The 17,795-nt window shown below is 71.9% G+C and carries 17 protein-coding genes; all 17 read right to left on the reverse strand.

Annotated elements, in window-relative coordinates; genetic code table 11:
- Positions 1-9: 9 nt before the first annotated feature.
- The 17 genes from flhA to fliE all read right to left on the reverse strand — a co-directional run bounded on the left by flhA (position 10) and on the right by fliE (position 17,542).
- The gene (gene flhA, locus CSC66_RS00475) at positions 10-2,022 is read right to left on the reverse strand and encodes a flagellar biosynthesis protein FlhA (RefSeq protein WP_379655851.1); all 2,013 of its coding nucleotides are present in this window, start codon (positions 2,020-2,022) and stop codon (positions 10-12) included.
- A 77-nt stretch (positions 2,023-2,099) separates the two neighbouring features.
- Complete coding sequence (flhB, locus tag CSC66_RS00480; RefSeq protein WP_162375327.1) at positions 2,100-3,245, reverse strand: flagellar biosynthesis protein FlhB; 1,146 nt, start codon at positions 3,243-3,245, stop codon at positions 2,100-2,102.
- Between the two features lie 81 nt (positions 3,246-3,326).
- Positions 3,327-5,525: an EAL domain-containing protein gene (locus CSC66_RS00485; protein ID WP_162375328.1), complete on the reverse strand. Its 2,199-nt coding sequence runs from the start codon at positions 5,523-5,525 to the stop codon at positions 3,327-3,329.
- A gap of 202 nt (positions 5,526-5,727) precedes the next feature.
- On the reverse strand, positions 5,728-6,522 hold the full coding sequence (fliR, locus tag CSC66_RS00490; RefSeq protein WP_162375329.1) for a flagellar biosynthetic protein FliR: 795 nt from the start codon (positions 6,520-6,522) through the stop codon (positions 5,728-5,730).
- A gap of 17 nt (positions 6,523-6,539) precedes the next feature.
- The gene (locus CSC66_RS00495) at positions 6,540-6,809 is read right to left on the reverse strand and encodes a flagellar biosynthetic protein FliQ (RefSeq protein WP_162375330.1); all 270 of its coding nucleotides are present in this window, start codon (positions 6,807-6,809) and stop codon (positions 6,540-6,542) included.
- A 500-nt stretch (positions 6,810-7,309) separates the two neighbouring features.
- Entirely contained in the window at positions 7,310-8,077 is a 768-nt protein-coding gene (gene fliP, locus CSC66_RS00500; protein WP_162375331.1) for a flagellar type III secretion system pore protein FliP, read from the reverse strand.
- A gap of 3 nt (positions 8,078-8,080) precedes the next feature.
- Positions 8,081-8,485, reverse strand: a complete 405-nt coding sequence (gene fliO, locus CSC66_RS00505) for a flagellar biosynthetic protein FliO (RefSeq protein WP_162375780.1) — start codon at positions 8,483-8,485, stop codon at positions 8,081-8,083.
- 8 nt (positions 8,486-8,493) lie between these two features.
- Complete coding sequence (gene fliN, locus CSC66_RS00510) at positions 8,494-8,832, reverse strand: flagellar motor switch protein FliN (protein ID WP_162375332.1); 339 nt, start codon at positions 8,830-8,832, stop codon at positions 8,494-8,496.
- Positions 8,829-9,848, reverse strand: coding sequence for a flagellar motor switch protein FliM (gene fliM, locus CSC66_RS00515; protein ID WP_162375333.1), 1,020 nt, complete (start codon positions 9,846-9,848; stop codon positions 8,829-8,831). The genes fliN and fliM overlap by 4 nt, the downstream gene beginning before the upstream one ends.
- Positions 9,849-9,861: 13 nt before the next feature.
- On the reverse strand, positions 9,862-10,392 hold the full coding sequence (locus CSC66_RS00520) for a flagellar basal body-associated FliL family protein (RefSeq protein WP_162375334.1): 531 nt from the start codon (positions 10,390-10,392) through the stop codon (positions 9,862-9,864).
- A 271-nt stretch (positions 10,393-10,663) separates the two neighbouring features.
- Positions 10,664-11,932 (reverse strand): flagellar hook-length control protein FliK, encoded by a 1,269-nt coding sequence (locus CSC66_RS00525; protein WP_162375335.1) that lies wholly within the window; start codon positions 11,930-11,932, stop codon positions 10,664-10,666.
- Positions 11,929-12,387, reverse strand: a complete 459-nt coding sequence (gene fliJ / locus CSC66_RS00530) for a flagellar export protein FliJ (protein WP_162375336.1) — start codon at positions 12,385-12,387, stop codon at positions 11,929-11,931. The genes CSC66_RS00525 and fliJ overlap by 4 nt, the downstream gene beginning before the upstream one ends.
- A complete protein-coding gene (gene fliI, locus CSC66_RS00535) occupies positions 12,384-13,814 on the reverse strand; it encodes a flagellar protein export ATPase FliI (RefSeq protein ID WP_162375337.1) in 1,431 nt (476 codons plus the stop codon). The genes fliJ and fliI overlap by 4 nt, the downstream gene beginning before the upstream one ends.
- Positions 13,811-14,428: a FliH/SctL family protein gene (locus CSC66_RS00540; RefSeq protein ID WP_162375338.1), complete on the reverse strand. Its 618-nt coding sequence runs from the start codon at positions 14,426-14,428 to the stop codon at positions 13,811-13,813. The genes fliI and CSC66_RS00540 overlap by 4 nt, the downstream gene beginning before the upstream one ends.
- Positions 14,425-15,441, reverse strand: a complete 1,017-nt coding sequence (gene fliG, locus CSC66_RS00545) for a flagellar motor switch protein FliG (RefSeq protein ID WP_162375339.1) — start codon at positions 15,439-15,441, stop codon at positions 14,425-14,427. The genes CSC66_RS00540 and fliG overlap by 4 nt, the downstream gene beginning before the upstream one ends.
- Positions 15,428-17,146, reverse strand: a complete 1,719-nt coding sequence (gene fliF, locus CSC66_RS00550; protein ID WP_162375340.1) for a flagellar basal-body MS-ring/collar protein FliF — start codon at positions 17,144-17,146, stop codon at positions 15,428-15,430. Before fliF ends, fliG begins: the two co-directional genes overlap by 14 nt.
- Before the next feature lie 18 nt (positions 17,147-17,164).
- Entirely contained in the window at positions 17,165-17,542 is a 378-nt protein-coding gene (fliE, locus tag CSC66_RS00555) for a flagellar hook-basal body complex protein FliE (RefSeq protein WP_162375341.1), read from the reverse strand.
- Positions 17,543-17,795 lie beyond the last annotated feature (253 nt).

Raw genomic sequence — 17,795 nt, forward strand, 5'->3', positions numbered from 1 at the left:
TTCCGTCGGTCAGCTGATCGTTCCGACCAGCTTGAGCCGCTTGTCTTCCGGCACCTCGGTGTAGGCCAGCACCGACAGCGAGGGCACGCTGTGGCGGACCAGCCGCGCCAGCGCGGCGCGGACCGTCGCCGGCACCAGCACCACCGCCGGTTCGCCGCGGGCCTCCTGCCGCCCCGCGCAATCGGCCAGGCTCTGTTGCAGCCGCTCGGCCAGTCCGGGTTCCAGCGCGGCGCCGGAAGCGCCTTGCGCGGAATCCTGCAAGACCCGTTCCAGAGGCGCGGCCAGGGTGAACACCGGCAGCTCCGGCGCGGCGCCGGCGATCTCCTGGACGATGAAACGGCCGAGCGAATTGCGTACCGCGGCCGTCAGCACCGCCGGGTCCTGGGTATGGGCGCCATGCTCGACCAGCGCTTCGGCGATCTTGCGCAGCTGGCGGATCGGCACCCGCTCGACCAGCAGGTTCTGCAGCACGCGCACCAGCACCGACAGCGACAGCGTCTTCGGGCTCAGGTCCTCGGCCATCTTCGGCGCGCGCTTGGCCAGGGTGGCCAGCAGTTCCTGCACCTCCTCGTGGCCCAGCAGTTCCGGCGCGTGCTCGCGGACCAGGTGGGAGAGGTGGGTGGCGACGACGGTGGCCGGGTCGACCACGGTGTAGCCCATCGATTCGGCCTGGGCACGCTGGTGCGGCTGGATCCAGGTCGCGTCCAGGCCGAACGCCGGATCCTTGCCCTTGATCCCCTCGATCGCGCCCAGCGCGCCGCCGGGATCCAGCGCCAGTTCGCGATCCGGATGGATCTCGGCGGTGGCCACCGGCACGCCGTGGACCAGCAGCCGGTAGTGGTTGGCCTGCAGCTCCAGGTTGTCGCGGATGTGCACCGGCGGCACCAGGAAGCCGATCTCGTGGGTCAGCTTGCGGCGCACCGCCTTGATCCGCGCCATCAGTTCGCCGCCCTGGCCGCTGTCGACCAGCGGGATCAGCCGGTAACCGACCTCCAGGTCGAGCGGATCGACCGGGCGCAGTTCGTCCCAGCCCAGCTCGGCACTGCCGCCGGCGCCGGGGGCGGGCAGGGCGCCGGCGATCTCGCCGCCGGTGCCGCCAGCCTGCTCCAGCTCGCTGCGCTGCCACAGCTTCCAGGCGCCGTAGGCCAGCGCCGCGCCCAGCGTCAAAAAGGCGACATTGGGCATGCCCGGGACCAGGCCGACCACGATCAGGATGCCGGCGGCGATCGCCAGTGCCTTGTGCTGGCCGAAGGCCTGGCCGACCATCGCCTGGCCCATGTCCTGGGCGCGCGAGGCGCGGGTGACCAGGATCGCCACGGCGGTGGAGACCAGCAGCGCCGGCAGCTGCGCGACCAGGCCGTCGCCGATCGACAGCAGGGTGTAGGTGGAGGCCGCGTCGGCCACCGGCATGCCGTGCTGGAGCACGCCCACGGCGAGGCCGCCGATGAGGTTGATGAACAGGATCAGGATGCCGGCGATCGCATCGCCGCGGATGAACTTGCTGGCGCCGTCCATCGCGCCGTAGAAGTCGGCCTCCTCGCGTACTTCCTCGCGGCGGGCCTTGGCTTCCTCGCGGGTCAGCAGGCCGGCGTTGAGGTCGGCGTCGATGGCCATCTGCTTGCCGGGCATCGCGTCGAGGATGAAGCGCGCGGTGACCTCGGAGATGCGGCCCGAGCCCTTGGTCACCACCACGAAGTTGATGATGGTCAGGATCGCGAAGACGACTATTCCGACCGCGTAGTTGCCGCCGACCACGAACTCGCCGAACGCGGCGATCACCTTGCCGGCCGCGTCGTGGCCGCCCTGGCCGTTGAGCAGGATCACCCGGGTGGAGGCCACGTTCAGCGCCAGGCGCAGCATCGTGGTGGTCAGCAGGATGATCGGGAAGATGGTGAAGTCCAGCGGCCGCTGCACGTAGACCACCGCCAGCAGCACCACCAGCGAGATGGCGATGTTCACGCTGAACAGCGCGTCCAGCAGCATCGGCGGCATCGGCACGACGATCATCGCCAGCAGCGCCATCACCGCCAGCGGCGCGCCGAGGCCGTTACGGGCCAGCTCGAGCAGGCGGCGCGACAGCGGCGGGGCGGGCACCGCGCTCACCGGCGGTCACCCTGGCCGGGCGCGAACTCGTCCACCGCCACCTCGCCCAGCTCGGGCGAGGCGGGCGCGGTGCCGGCGCGCCAGGCGCGCAGCTGGTAGACGTAGGAGAGGACCTGGGCGACAGCGGCGTACAGTCTCACGGGGATTTCCTTGCCGAGCTGGCCTTCCCGATACAAGGCGCGTGCCAGCGGCGGGGCCGAGACGATCGCCACCCGGTGCCGGTCGGCCACCTCGCGGATCCGGTGCGCGACCTCGTCCACGCCCTTGGCCACCAGGGTGGGCGCGCGCATGCTGCCGCCGTCGTACTTGAGCGCCACCGCGTAGTGGGTCGGGTTGACCACGATCACGTCGGCCGCCGGCACCGCCTCCATCATCCGGCGCTGCGACAGCTGGAACTGCATCTGGCGGATCTTGCCCTTGACCTGCGGGTTGCCCTCGCTCTCCTTCATTTCGTCGCGCAGTTCCTGGCGGGTCATCTTCAGCTTCCGCAGCCAGTTCCACTTCTGGTACGGCGCATCCAGCGCGGCCAGCAGCGCCAGCGCGCCGGCGGTCGCCAGCAACAGCCGCCCGGCGAAGTGCAAGCCGGTGCGGCTGGCGTCCTCCAGGCTCTGGTTGGGCATGGTCCGCAGCACGTCCATGCCGTGGCTCAGGGTCAGCACGGCGGCCGTGCCCACCAGGGCCACGCGCAGCAGCGACTTGGCCAGTTCGGCCAGGCCCTCGGGTCCCCACGTGCGCTTGATCCCGCTGAGAGGGTTGAGGCGGCCCGGGTCGGGCACCAGCGACTTGCCGGAGAACTGCAGCCCGCCCATCAGCAACGGCGCGGCGAAGGAGGCCAGCAGCGCGGCCAGCACCAGCGGCAGCATCACCCAGGCCAGTTCCAGGACCAGCAGGCCCATGTGCCCGAACAGCAGGCCGGGTTCGTCGAGCAGGGCCGGGTCCGGACGCAGCGCGCCGCGCATCCAGTTGCGCGAGCCGCGGGCGATCATCGGCCCGGCCGCCATCAGCGCCAGTACGCCGGCGCCGAACACCGCCGCCGTCGCCAGTTCGCGCGAGCGCGCGATGTTGCCCTTCTCGCGGGCCTCGCGCAGGCGTTTGGCGCTGGGTTGTTCGGTACGTTCCTGGCCGTCCTCGTTCTCGGCCATCGCCGGCTCCGGTCCCCGCGGGAGGGGGGCTGCGGGAGCAGCGATGCAAGCGCCGTTCCAGAAGCGGCCGCGGCGGCGGCGTCAGGCCCCGGTGGGCGTCAGGTCCAGCGTCGACAGCGGCACGGGGCGGCCGATGTGGTAGCCCTGGATCCAGTCGACCTGCAGCGGCTCCAGCGCGGCCAGGATGTCGGCGTCCTCGACGTACTCGGCGACCGTCTCGGCCTGGTAGGCGCGGGCGATGGTCACCATCGCCTGCACCAGATCGCGGTCGCGGGCGTTGTGGGCGACGTTGCGGACGAAGGTGCCGTCGATCTTGACCAGGTCGATCGGCAGCTGCTGCAGCCGCTCGAAGCTCTGCATGCCGGTGCCGAAATCGTCCAGCGCGATCAGGCATCCGCGCTGGCTCAGTCCGTCGAACAGCGGCCGCACCTGGCCCAGGCCGCCGGTGATCGCCCGCTCGGTGATCTCGAAGCACAGCCGCTCGGCGGTGCCGGGCTGCAGGTCGAGCTGGTACAGCAGCCAGTTGCGGAAGTTTTCCGAGACCAGGCTGCGGCCGGTCAGGTTCACGGTCAGCCGCTGGAACGGCATCGCGTCGCCATGCTCGCGCAGCCAGGGCAGCAGGGTCTCGATCACCGCCCGGTCCAGTTCGACCACGCCGCGGCTGGCGTCCAGCTCGTCCATGTAGTCGCGCGGCATCAGCAGGCGGCCGTCATCGGTGCGCAGGCGGCACAGGATCTCGCCCATCTGCGCCGCGCCTCCGGAGAGCCGGCGGATCGGCTGCACGTGCAGTTCCAGCTGCCGCCGCCGCAGCAGCGACAGCGCCAGGGAATGGGTCTCGAGCACGGCGCGGAGGGCGGCCGGGTCGCTCAGCCCCGGGGTGGCGAACACCGGCGCCGTCTCGCCACGCTGGCGCGCCGCCTGCATGGCCCCGTAGGCCGCGTCGAGCGCCAGGTCCAGCGACTGGCCGCTGCCGTCCCGCAGCGGGCACACGCCCAGGTGCGGTTCGAGCCTGACCTGGGTGTCGCCCAGCCTGAACTCGACCTGCTCGATCCGGGCCAGCAGGTCCTTCCACGACACTTCGCCGGCCGCGGGCAGCAATGCGAAGCGCCCCATTCCCAGGGTATAGGCGCGGATGTCCGGCGCCAGGTGGTCGTGGATCGCCGCAGTCAGGGCCTCCTGCGCAGGCAGGCCGTAGCCGGCCATCAGGCTGTCCAGGTGCTCGATGCCCAGGCAGGCGATCTCGGTCGGCGCCTGCGTCCCCTGGGCCAGGTCGTGGCGCAGGGCGTTGATGTTGGGTACGCCGCTGAGGCCGTCGCGGCGGCTCTCCTGGGCCAGGCGCGCGATCGCGCGGCGGTTGTCGCGCGCGATCACCTGGGTCAATACCATCAGCTGCTGCAGCACGCTCATCTCGAAGGCGATCTGCAGCAGGTGCAGGGCGTCGGTGCGCAGGCCGACGCGGGTGCCGGCACCGACCAGGTAGGTGAGCAGGAGCGTGACCGCCGCGATCAGCGGCGCCGACCAGCGCCAGGGCAGGCGCAGCACCGCCCAGATCATCAGTGCGGCGAGCATGAAGCGCTGGTCGAGCAGGCCGCCGAGCGGATGTTCGCCGCTGCCGGGCAGCGCCCACAGCAGCGCGGTCAGCAGCATCGAGTAGCCGCCCAGCAATACCCATTCCCACCACGGCGGCCGGCTGGGCATCGGCGCCGGCTCGTGGCGCCCGGTGAAGAACAGCACCAACGGCAAGGTCAGGCACAGCACGCCGAAGAAGCGCGCGAACCCCACCTGCAGCGTCTGCGCAAGCAGGTCGGGCGCGCTGACCTGGGATAGCAGGCCGTTGACCAGGGCGTGGGCCAGGGCCCAGCCCAGCGGATAGAGGACCAGGGCGATCGCGCCGAACGGCACGATGTCGCGCTGGCGGATCCGCGCCTGCTCCGGCGGCCGCGGCCATCCCATCCAGCGCGCGCACAGCACGGTCCAGCCGTACATCGCCGCGTACATCGGCACCGAGCGCAGCAGCAACGGCAGGACGTCCGGCGGCGCGCGCCAGAGCAGCTGCACGCACCAGGCCACGAACAGCGCCAGGTAGCCGATGCGGAAGTAGAGCTTGTGTGGCGACAGCATCGCCAGCGCCAGCAACAGGCCCCATTGCAGGTGCGCCAGCGGCGCGATGGCCCCGGCCCCGAAGCCGGGCCAGTAGGGGATGCTGAGCAGGGGAAGGACAAGGCAAGCCAGCGCGATCAGAATCGCGTCACGCGTGTTGCGGCGTGTCCATCGCTGCATGACGTCCCCTGCGCCAGTGCCTGGGGCCACTATGCGGCGGCCCGTGGCAAATGGAAAGCGCGGGTCGGCCCGGCCAGGGCCGGTGCCACCCGGGGGGTGGCCATCGCGGGGCGAAGGACGCATCGGGTGCTCCGTGCCGCGCCTCGGCGGCCATTGCCGGGATATCGGCCTTGCCGGCCCCGGGCTTTACCGCCCTTGCCACTCAGGGCGAGGACACGCGGGCCCCGGCCTCGAACGCGGCGTCGAACAGACGCTGCACCGGGGTCGCCAGCTCCCCGGCCAGCGCCGCCAGCAGGAACAGGCCCATCAGCACCGCCACCGGCAGGCCGAGCTGGATCGGATTGAGCGCCGGCGCGGCGCGGGCGAGCACGCCGAAGGCCAGGTTGGTCGCCAGCAGCGCGACCATCACCGGCAGCGCCAGGAGCAGGCCGCCGCGCAGCACCACGCCGAACAGTTCGACGATGCTGCCCAGGCTGCCGGCCGCGTCGCTCCAGGGCGTGCCGACCGGCAGCGCCTGGTAGCTGCGCACCAGCAGCGCGACCATCGCCAGGTGGCCGTCGGCGGCGAAGAACAGCAGGCCGAAGGCCAGGTAGAACCACTGCGCGACCACGCCCGAACTGGTCCCGCGCAGGGGATCGTTCATCTGCGCGAAGGCCAGGCCCATGCCCTGCGAGACCAGCTCGCCGGCCACGGCCCCGGCCTCGAACACCAGGCGCAGGACGAACCCCATCGCAACCCCGAGGGCCACCTCGCGGGCCACGCCGAGGACGGTGGCCGCGTCGATGCCGGCGGAGGCCGGCGGTGGCGGCAGCAGCGGTGCGATCGCCATCGCCAGCGCCCCGGCCAGCAGCACCCGGACCCGGACCGGCACGGCGCGGGTGCCGACCAGCGGCATCGCCATCAGCATCGCGCCGGTGCGCAGCATGGTCCACATGACCGTGCCGATCATGCCGAACGCCTGCTGGCCGTCGATCAGGGTGGCGGTCGCCGGATCCATCGTGCAGCGCGCCCGGCTCAGCCGATCAGGTGCGGGATGCGCTGGAACAGCGCGGTGGTGTAGTCGACCAGGTAGGCCAGCAGGAAGCTGCCCAGCGCGAACAGCGAGGCGGTCAGCGCCACCGCCTTGGCGATGAAGGCGATGGTCGGCTCGTTGATCTGGGTGGCGGCCTGGACCACGCCGACCACCACGCCGACCACCAGCACCGCGACCAGCAGCGGGCCACCGACCCAGAGGGCGACTTCCAGGCCGCGGCGCAGTTCGGTGAGGGCAAGTTCGGGGCTCATGGGCGGGCTGATGCAAGGACGGTGCCAGCGTGGTGCTGGCATCCGACGCATTGGTCGCGAAAGACATCGATCCGGCGTCGTTGCGGAGACTGCTGTTCCGGCCTGGTTTCCAGGCTTTGGAGGGCCCTTCCACGGGACACGCATCTGCTCTCGCTTCGCATCGAGGAGATTGGAACCAAGGCTTTCACTCGCTGCTTCGCATCGAGCGAGTCACTTTTCTTTGCTTGTGCAAAGAAAAGTAACCAAAAGAAAGCACAGCCCGGGCCGCGAGCCGGCCGGCTACGCCGGCCGGTTCCCTGCGCTTCTCGGATGACGGGGCACGCTGCCCAAACTCGCTGCGCTCAGACAAGGGCAGCTCTTCGGCCCCGCCATCCTGTGATGCTCGGCTCGCTTTACGGGCGGGGAGGTCAAGATCGAAGATCAGACGCCAAAGCAACTGCAACAGCAGCCCCAATGGCATGAACCTGGGTGATGGCAACCGCAATGCAGTCGTGAAGGCGTCAGACCCCGTTGAAGCTCGCCGCCAGCGTGCCCACCGTCAGCACCCAGCCGTCGACCAGCACGAACAGCAGGATCTTGAACGGCGCCGAGATCAGCATCGGCGAGAGCATCATCATGCCCATCGACATCAGCACGCTGGCCACGACCAGGTCGATGATCACGAACGGGATGAAGATCAGGAAGCCGATCTCGAAGGCGGTCTTCAGTTCGGAGGTGACGAACGAGGCCACCAGCACCGGGAACGGCACGTCGTCCGGGCCGGCGTAGGTGCCGTGGCCGGCCAGGCCGGCGAAGGTCATCAGGTCGGTTTCGCGCACCTGGGCCAGCATGAAGCCGCGCAGCGGCGCGGTGCCCAGGTCCCAGGCGCTGCGGAAGTCCATGTCGCCGTTGAGGTAGGGCGCGAAGCCGGCGTCCCAGGCCTTCTGCCACACCGGCATCATGATCATCGCGGTCAGGAACAGGGCCAGGCCGACCAGGATCTGGTTGGACGGCGTCTGGCCGGTACCCAGCGCCTGGCGCAGCAGCGCCAGCACGATGATGATCCGGGTGAAGGCGGTCATGACCAGCAGCAGCGACGGCAGCAGGGTGATCGCCGTCATCAGCAGCAGGGTCTGCAGCGGCACGCTCACCGGGGCGTCGCCGATGCGGCCCACGGTCAGGTTGGGCAGCGACGGTACCTGCGGCGTGCCGCCGGGGGCGGCCAGGGCCAGCGCCGGTACCAGGGCGAGCAGGAGCAGGACGAGCAGGAGCAGGGTGCGGCGCGACATGGGTCAGGCGTCCTTGCGCAGCCGCTGCGACAGCAGCTGGGCGAAGTTGGGCAGGTCTTTCAGGTTCGGAAGCTTGGGCGGCTCGGCCGGCGGCAACGGTTGCGGCAGCTCGTGCAGGCGGCTGATGCCGGCGGCGGTGACGCCGAGCAGCAGTTGCTGGCCACCGACCTCGACCACCACCGCGCGTTCCTTCGCCCCCAGCTGCAGGCTGGCGACCACGCGCAGGCCCTCGGCCGGGCGGAAGCCGGCGCCGGGCAGGCGCCGCAGCATCCACGCCAGGCCCAGGATCAGGCCCAGCACCAGCAGCAGGGCGAAGAACGCGCCGGCCAGGCCCGGCGAGGAGGGCGCATGCGCGGCCGGCACCGCGGCCTTCGCCGCCGGTGCGGCGGCGACGGCGAGGACGGCCAGTGCGCTGCTCACCTCAGTCTCCGGATCCGCTCGCTGGGGCTGACCACGTCGGTCAGGCGCACGCCGAAGCGGTCGTTGATCACCACCACCTCGCCGTGGGCGATCAGGGTGCCGTTGACGTAGACGTCCAGCGGTTCGCCGGCGCCGCGCTCCAGCTCGATCACCGAGCCCTGGTTGAGCTGGAGCAGGTTGCGGATCGGCATCCGCGAGCGGCCCACTTCCAGCGACAGGGTCACCGGCACGTCGAGGATCACGTCGAGGTTGAGGTCGCGGGCATCGAGCGCCGCGTCCGGTTGCAGCGCGTCGAACTGCGCCAGCGAGGTGGCGGAGTCTTCCTGGGTGTTCATGCGGGCGATTCCTCGGAAAGGGTGGCCGTGCGCGGCTGGGGCGCGCCCGGCGGGCGGGTCTGCACGATCTTCACCGCGTTGCGGCCGTGGGACAGGCCGAACTCGCCGGTGAACACCGGGATGTCCTCGACGCAGACCGGCACGCTCGAGGGCAGCTCGATCGGCAGGATGTCGCCGACCTTCAGCCGGGTGAGCTGTCGCAGGTCGATGCGCTTCTGCGCCAGCACGCTGGAGACGGTGACCTCGGCCAGCATCAGCTGCTCGCGCAGGGTGCTGTTCCAGCTCTCGTCGCGGTCGATGCGGTCGCTCTGGATGCCGGCGTCGAGCAGTTCGCGGATCGGCTCGAGCATCGAGTACGGCAGGGTGACGTGGATCTCGCCGCCGCCGCCCTCCAGTTCGACGTGGAAGCGGCTGACAACCACGTACTCGCGCGGGGTGACGATGTTGGCGAAGTGCGGGTTGATCTCGGAATTGATGTACTCGAACTCCACGTCCATCACCGGCGCCCAGGCCTCGACCAGGTCGGTGAAGGTCTGCTTGAGCAGCAGTTGGATCACCCGCATCTCGGTCGGGGTGAACTCGCGGCCCTCGATCCGCGTGGGGTAGCGGCCGTCGCCGCCGAAGAAGTTGTCGACGACGGTGAAGACCAGCTTGGGCTCGAACACGATCAGGCCCATGCCGCGCAGCGGCTTGAAGCGGATCAGGTTGAGGTTGGTCGGCACGTACAGCGAATGCATGTAGTCGCCGAACTTGACGAGGTCGATGCCGCGCACCGACAGGTCGGCCGAGCGCCGGATCAGGCTGAACAGGCCGATCCGCCACAGGCGCACGAAACGCTCGTTGACCATCTCCAGGGTCGGCATCCGGCCACGGATGATCCGGTCCTGGCTGGCGAAGTCGTAGGTGCGCGCCGTGCCCGGGTCGACCGGCTCGGGCTCGGTGCTGACCGCGCCGGAGTCGACGCCGTGCAGCAGCGCGTCGATCTCGTCCTGGGACAGCAGGTCGTTGATGCTCATGGAGGCGCGCCGGTTACTGGGTGACGAAGCTGGTGAACAGCAGGTCTTCGACGCCGGGCTTGCCGGTTTCGGCGCGCATCAGCTTGCGCACCTCGGCCAGCGCCTGCGCCTGCAGCTTCTCCTTGCCGGCGCGATCGGCGATGCCCTGCGCATCCTGCTGGGCGAGCAGCATCAGCAGGCGGGCGCGGATCGCCGGCGCGTGGCGCTCGAGGTCCGACAGCGCGACCGCGTCGCGGGTCATCAGCTGGATCTCGACCTGCAGGTACTGCGGGCCGCCGGTGGCGCCGTTGAGGTTGACCACGAACGGCGGTTCCAGGGCCAGGTACTGCGCGGGGGCGGGCAGCTTGGGCTTGGCCGCTGCGGCGGCCGCGTGCTCGGCGGCGGCGGCCTTGCTCGAGCTCCAGTACCAGCCGCCGCCGGCGCCGGCGGCGGCCAGGACCGCGACCGCGCTGATGATCAGCGGCAGCTTGCTTCCGCCCTTGGCGGCCGGGGCGGCGCTCTTCTGCGCCGGGGAGCGTGAATTCTTGTCGGCTGCGGTGGCCACGCGTCGATCTCCAGGAAGGTCCCCGGTTCAGGATGCAAGCGGCGTGCCGTAGTGAAGACGGGAATCCGTCGTTGGTCGCGGGCGCGCGCAAGTGGGGACAGGTGCGACCCAGCTGCTGTAGGAGCCCATCCTCATGGGCGACCCGACGGCAAGCCCAGCCCAGGCGACCCCCGAAGGTTGCCTGCGCCGCGCTCGCGCAGTGCCGCGGTCGCGCGCAGTCGCGGTCGCGGTCACCCATGAGGATGGGCCCCCGCAAAGAAGGGACGGGGCGCTAGGCGTAGGCGTCGAGCAGGCCCAGGCGCAGGGTGCGCGGGGCTGGCGTCGGCGTATCGTCCGCCGCGGTGGCCACTTCGTCGCCTGGCCCGGTGCGCGACTGGCCGCTGCCATTGCCTGGGGAGTGCGACTGCTGGCCGACGCCGGCATGGGCCAGTTCGAAGCCCTGCTGCCCGAGCATCTCGCGCAGGCGCGGCAGGCTGCTTTCCAGCGCCTGGCGGACCTCGGGCTGGGCGCTGGTGAAGTCGGCGCGGACGCGGTCGCCATCCAGTTGCAGGCGGACCTCGACCGGCCCCAGCTCCTGCGGTGCGATGCGGATGTGGGCATGGCCGATCTTCTGCCCGGCCAGCCACTGCACATGGGTGCCGATGTCGTCGGCGAAGCCTTCGCCCTGCAGCTGCGGCACCGGTGCGTCGGGCGGCGCCGACAGCGGAACCGCGGTCGCGCCGGCGGTATTGCCGTGACCCGGCGCCGGGGCGAGGTGGAGCGCGAACGGCGTGGCGGCCGGCGACGGTTCCGGCAGGGCCGCTGCATTGGCCTCGGCACCGGCGAGCACGAGCGCGGGTACCGAACCCTCGCCGCCGGCCGCCATGGCCGGCAGAGCGGGTCCGGCCGGCGCGGGAGCCGTAGCGGTGCCGGCGGTGCCGGCGGTGCCGGCGGTGCCGGCGGTGCCGGCGGTGCCGGCGGTGCCGGCGGTGCCGGCGGTGCCGGCGACGGGCGCGGGCACCAACGGGCTGGAGGCGACCTTGCCGACGGGATGTCCGGCCGGCGTGTCCAGGGAAGGCAAGGTCGGGGGTTGTGCGGGGAACGCGGGCGCCTGGACGGCAGGCATGGCTGCCGGCGGGGCCGGTGCCGGCACCGGCGGGGCGGCCAGCAGGCTGGCCAGTCCCGGGGGCGGCCAGCCGTCGGTGGTCGCGCCGGTCTCTTCGCCGGCCTGCGTCGGGGCGCGCTCGGCGACGTCGGTACCGGTGGTGCTGTCGCCGGCCGCGTCCGCGGGCGTTGCCTCCGCTTCGGCAGCCGGCTTCTTCGCAGCCGTTTCCCGCGCGGACGCAGCGGGCGCCTCGGCATCGGCGCGCGACTGGGCCGCGTCGCGCGAGCCCGGACGCGACGGGCCGGTGCCCGCACCGGCGGCCTGCGGGCCGCTGTCCCCGGCGCGGCCGAGCAGGCGCGAGAAATCGTCGTCGCCGCTCCCCGGAGCCGAAGCCGGCGCGCCGCCGCCATTGGCCGGCGGCTTCGGGGCCGTCCCGGCGATCACCGACAGGTTCAACGCGGTTCTCCTTCCGTTTCGCCGGCCTGCTGCGCGGCGCGGACCCGGCGCGCGCCGAGGTCGTCCATCTCGCGCTGGCTGCGGCGTTCGTCGACCTTGCGCTCCTGCGCGCGATAACTGGCGGCCAGTTGCTCCAGCACCTGCTTGTCGCGGCTGGCGAGCAGCAGCCGGGTGCGTTCGGCCTCCAGCCGCTCGCGGCTGCTGTCGACGGTGCGGCTCTGCAGCTCCACCGCGCTCTCCAGGCGGTCGAGGAACGCGCGCCGGTTGGCCAGCTGCGCCGGGCTGATCGCGGCCATCTGGCTGGAGGCGTATTCCTCGGCGTAGCGGCGCAGCTCGGCCAGCCGCGATTCCTGCATCTCGTGCGCACGCTGGCGCTCGGCCAGCTCGCGGGCCACCGCGTCCTCGTGGTCCTGCGCGCGGCGCAGCAGGGGGTCGAAGCGGCGGGACTGCATCATGCGGCGTTCTCCTTGTGTTGCGCCCGGTTGCGCTGCAGCAGGTCGGCGAGCGCGCCGCGGCTGTGCTCCAGGTCGGCGGCGCGGGCCACGTCCTGGCCGAGGAACTCGACGATCTCCGGCCAGCGCTCCAGCGCCTCGTCCACCACCGGGTCGTTGCCGCGCTGGTAGGCGCCGATCGCGATCAGGTCGCGGTTGCTGTTGTAGGCGGCGACCAGGCGCTTGAGCGCGCGGATGCGCTCGCGCCAGGTCTCGTCGGCGATGTCCTGGACCACGCGGCTGACCGAGGACTCCACGTCGATCGCCGGGTAGAGGCCGGCGTCGGCGATCCGCCGCGACAGCAGGATGTGGCCGTCGAGGATCGCGCGGGCGGCGTCGGCGATCGGATCCTGCGGATCGTCGCCTTCGGTGAGCACGGTGTAGAAGGCGGTGATCGAGCCGCGGCCGGCGGCGCCGTTGCCGGCGCGCTCGACCAGCGCCGGCAGCTTGGCGAACACCGACGGCGGATAGCCGCGGGTGGTCGGCGGCTCGCCGACCGACAGGCCGATCTCGCGCTGGGCCTGGGCGAAACGGGTCAGCGAGTCCATCAGCAGCAGCACGTTCAGGCCCTGGTCGCGGAACCACTCGGCGATGGCGGTGGCGCGGTAGGCGCCGTGCAGGCGCGCCAGCGGCGGGCGGTCGGCCGGGGCGGCCACCACCACGGCGCGGCGCAGGCCTTCCTCGCCGAGGGTGGTCTCGACGAAATCGCGCACCTCGCGGCCGCGCTCGCCGATCAGGCCCACGACGATGACATCGGCCGCGGTGAAGCGGGTCATCATGCCCAGCAACGTGGATTTGCCCACGCCCGAGCCGGCGAACAGGCCCACGCGCTGGCCGCGACCGATCGGCAGCAGCGCATTGATCGCGCGCACGCCCACGTCCAGCGGCTGGATGATCGGTTCGCGCGCCAGCGGGTTGATCGCCACGCCGGCCATGCCGACGCTGCCCTCGGCCCGGACCGGGCCCTTGCCGTCCAGCGGCACGCCGTCGGAATCGATCACCCGGCCGAGCAGGCCTTCGCCGACCTCGACGCCGCCGCGGCGCCGCACCGGCACCACGCGCGCGTTCGGCAGCAACCCGTGCAGCTCGGCGCTGGGCATCAGCGAGGTGCGCTCGCCGGCGAAGCCGACCACTTCGGCTTCGACCCAGCCGCCGTCGGCCACTTCGACCTTGCAGGTCGCGCCCATCGGCGCCTCGCAGCCGACCGCTTCCAGGGTCAGGCCGACCGCGCGGCGGAGGATGCCCTCACGGATCAGGCCACGGCCGCTGGCGGTGTCGAGTGCGATACCGTCCAGCCGCGCGGCCAGGCGCAGGTTGCGCGCGGCCAGCCAGTCGGCCGGCACCGCGCCGGCGACGGGGTGTTCGCTGGCCGGGGAGGGCGGCGGCGTCACGCGCCGCTCCCCGACTTGCGGATCACCGTTTCCAGCGCGCCGCGCAGGCGTGCCTCCAGGGTGCCGTCGATGCGCACGCTTTCGGCATGCACGCGCAGGTCGCCGCGGCCCAGCGACGGATCCGGGACCAGGCGCGCGCCCGAGACCAGCGCCAGCAGCGGCGCCAGGGCGTGGATGTCGTCCGGATGCAGGCGCACCTCGGCCTCGCGGCTGGTGCCGCCGACCGCGTCGAGGGCCTCGCCGACCAGGTCCGACAGCAGCACCGGGTCGGCATCGTAGGCGCGGCCGACCAGCGAGCCGGCGATGCGCACCGCCAGCTCGCCCAGCGCGGCGCTGACCTCGTCCTCAAGGCGGGCGAGGGGACGGGTGAAGTTGTCGAGGATGCCTTCGATCTGGGCGGCCAGGCGACGGACCTCGGCCTGGCCCTGGGCGAAGCCCTCCTGGTGGCCCTGGGCCAGCCCGGCCTCGTAGCCGTCGCGGCGCGCGGCTTCCTCGATCGCCTGGATCTCTTCCAGGCTGGGCGGCCGCGGCACCGGCACGTCGGCCACCGCCTCGGCGGCCGCCCGGGGGCCGGCCGCCAGGTCCGGTGCAAGCCAGCGGACCGCCGCGCTCATACCAGCTCCTCGCTGCCGCCACCGTTGAGCGCGATCACGCCTTCGTCGGCCATGCGGCGCACGATGGTGAGGATCTCCTTCTGCGCCGCCTCCACGTCGGACAGGCGCACCGGGCCGCGCGCTTCCATGTCCTCGAGCAGGATCTCGGCGGCGCGCTGGGACATGTTGCGGGTGATCTTCTCGCGCACCTTGACGTCGGCGCCGCGCAGGGCGATGCCGAGCCGCTCGCCGGATACCTCGCGCAGCAGCGACTGCAGCTCGCGGTCGTCCAGCTCGACCAGGTCGTCGAACACGAACATCAGGTCCTGGATGCGGTTGCTCAGCTCCTGGTCGACCTGCGAGATCGCGCCGAGGATCGACTGGTCCTGCCCGGTCTCAAGGTAGTTGAGGATGTTGGCCGCGACCTTGACCCCGCCGATGTTCGACGATTTCAGGTTCTGCGCGCCGGCGAACTGGCGCTCCATGATCTCGTTGAGCTCGTTGAGGGCGTTGGGCGGGATGCCGTCCAGGGTCGCGATCCGCAGCAGCACGTCGGCGCGGGTGCGCTCGGGCAGCAGCTTGAGGGTGTCGGCGGCGTGGTCGCCGTCCAGGTGGGAGAGCACGATGGCGATGATCTGCGGATGCTCGTTGCGGACCAGGTCGGCGATGGCGCGCGCGTCCATCCACTTGAGCGTGTCCAGGCCGGTGGTGTTGCGGCCGAGCAGGATGCGGTCGATCAGGCCGCCGGCCTTGTCCGCGCCCAGCGCCTGGATCAGCACGTTGCGGATGTAATCGTCGGCGCCCACGCCCAGCGAGGTCTGCTTGTCGAGCGCGCCGGTGAAGTCGTCCATCACCCGCATGACCTGCTCGCGGCTGACACCGCTCATCGTGGCCATGGCCAGGCCGAGCTTCTGCACTTCCTTGGCGCTCATGTGCTTGAGCACTTCGGCGGCGTCGGCCTCGCCCAGCGACAGCAGCAGCACCGCGGCGCGCTGCACGCCGTTGAGGTCTTCGTGGGCGTTATGCGGCTTCATTTCCCAACCAGTCCTTGACCACCTGCGCGACCCGCTTGGAGTCGGTCTTGACCGCCTCGCGCGCGTTGCGCAGGCGGTCCTCGTAGGCATCGGACGGCAGCGCCATGGGCTGCCGGCTCCGGCCGATCTGGGCGACGTCGTCGGCCAGCGCCGGCAACTCGTCTTCCACCAGCGACACCTCGGCGGTCTGCTCGGCCAGCGCCTCGGCGCGGGACTTCGCCTTCGGCGCCGGGCCGGCGATCTGGCGCAGGGCCGGGCGCAGCACGCCGAACAGCAGCGCCAGCACGACCAGGGCGCCGAGCACCAGGCGGGCGATGTCGCGCAGGCGCGGGTCCTCCCACCACTTCGCCGGCTCGACCGCCTGGCCGTCCTCGCGCACGAACGGCGCGTTGACCACCGAAACCACGTCGCCGCGCGCGGCGTCGAAGCCCACGGCCTGGCGGACCAGGTCCTCCACGCGCTTGATTTCCTCGGCGCTGAGCGCCTGCAGCGCCGGCTTGCCGTCCTTGCCCGGGCGCGGCACGTGGTCGACCAGCACCGCCGCGGTGACCCGGCGGATGCGGCCGGCCGGCTGGCGGGTGTGCTGCAGGGTGCGGTCGAGCTCGAAGTTGCGGGTGGCGCTGCGCGAGGTTTCCGTCGGCGCCGCGGCCGCCGCGGTGGCCGCGGCCGGAGCCGCACCGGCAGGCGCCGGCGTGCCGTTGGCCTGCTGCGCGGCGACCGCGCCCGGCGGGGTGTTGCTGGTCGCGCCGGGGATGCCCTGCGGGCCTTCGGCCGCCGAGCTGTTCTCCGAGACCTGCTCGCTGCGCAGCTTCGGCGGTTCGGCGTTGAACAGCTCGCGCGCCTCCTCGGTGATCGAGAAGTCCATGTCGACGGTGACTTCGGCGTTGACCCGGCCCGGCCCGGTCAGCGGCTCGAGCAGTTCGCGGATGCGCTGGTTGTACGAGGTTTCCTGGCGGCGCGCCTGTTCGAACTGGGCCGCGCTGAGCGCCGACTCGCTGTCGGCGCTGTTGCTGCTGAGCAGGCGCCCGTTCTGGTCGACCACGGTGACCCGCTCCGGCGCCAGGTCCGGGATCGAGGACGACACCAGGTGGACGATGGCGTCGACCTGGTTGCGCTCCAGCAGCGCGCCCGAGCGCAGCTCCAGCACCACCGAGGCGCTGGCGGCCTCGCGCTGGCGGGTGAACGCGGAGGGCTTGGGGATGGCCAGATGCACGCGCGCGTCGCGGACCGGGCGCAGGGTGGCGATGGTGCGCACCAGTTCGGTTTCCAGCGCGTGCTGGTAGCGGGCGTTCTCGACGAACTGGCTGACGCCGAAGCCGGGGTCGCGCTCCATCAACTCGAAACCGAGCCGGCCGCTGTCGGTGAGGCCGGAGCCGGCCAGCTTCAGGCGCGCGTCGTGGAGGTTGGCCTCGGGCACCGAGATCGCGCCGGTGGCCTGGTCGAGCTTGAACGGAATCTGCGCGGCGCGCAGCAGGTCGGCGGCCTCGGCGGTGGCCTTCGGGTCCAGGCCGGTGTACAGCGGGCTGAAGTCCGGCTTCTGCGACCAGAAGAACACGTAGAGCCCGACGGCCACGGCCAGCGCGATCATCAGCAGCGTGCCGGCCTTGCGGCCCAGCTGCATCTCCTGCAGCTTGACCACGGCCGAGGCGGCCTTTTCGGTCGCCTGCTCGCGGTTGAAGGAATCCTTGGTGATCGAAAGCGCCATCGCGGTCCGGTCCCTGCGTTAGAGCGGCATGTTCATGACGTCCTGGTACGCCTGTACCAGTCGGTTGCGCACTTCCACGGTGGCGCGGAACGCCACCTGCGACTGCTGCGAGGCGACCATGACCCGGGCCAGGTCGGCCCCGGGGTCGCCGCGTTCGAAGGCGCGCTGCAAGGCGCCGGCCTTCTCCTGCGCGGCGCTGACGCCGTCGATCGCGCTGCGCAGGGTCTCGCTGAAACTCGGGCCGGAGACCGCGCCGGCCTGGCCGGGCGCCTGCAGCCCCTGCAGCCCCTGGATCGCATCGCTGCGCGCCATGTCGCCGGCCACCCGCGGGGCCTGGCCCAGCTGGCTCTGGTAGGCGCGGATCTGCGACAGGACGGAGCTGATCGAATCGGTCATGGGACCCCCGGGCGGTGCACGCCGGGTTCGATGCAAGCGGCGTGCCGCGACGGTGCCGGGTTCCCGGCGGCGGGCTCCGGGCGTGCCCCCGACGCGGTCGGCACGGGCGACGCCTTGGTGGATCCGGCGCAGCGGTCGTCAGCAAGCTGTGCTCCTACGGGGACGCGGCTGCTGTAGGAGCCGGGCTTGCCCGCGACGCGAGGTCGTCGGGACGGGCAAGGCATTCTTGGATCCGGCGCCCCGCACAGATGCG

This window comes from Pseudoxanthomonas kaohsiungensis, from assembly GCF_010211765.1.
GTDB classification, from domain to species: Bacteria; Pseudomonadota; Gammaproteobacteria; order Xanthomonadales; family Xanthomonadaceae; genus Pseudoxanthomonas; species Pseudoxanthomonas kaohsiungensis.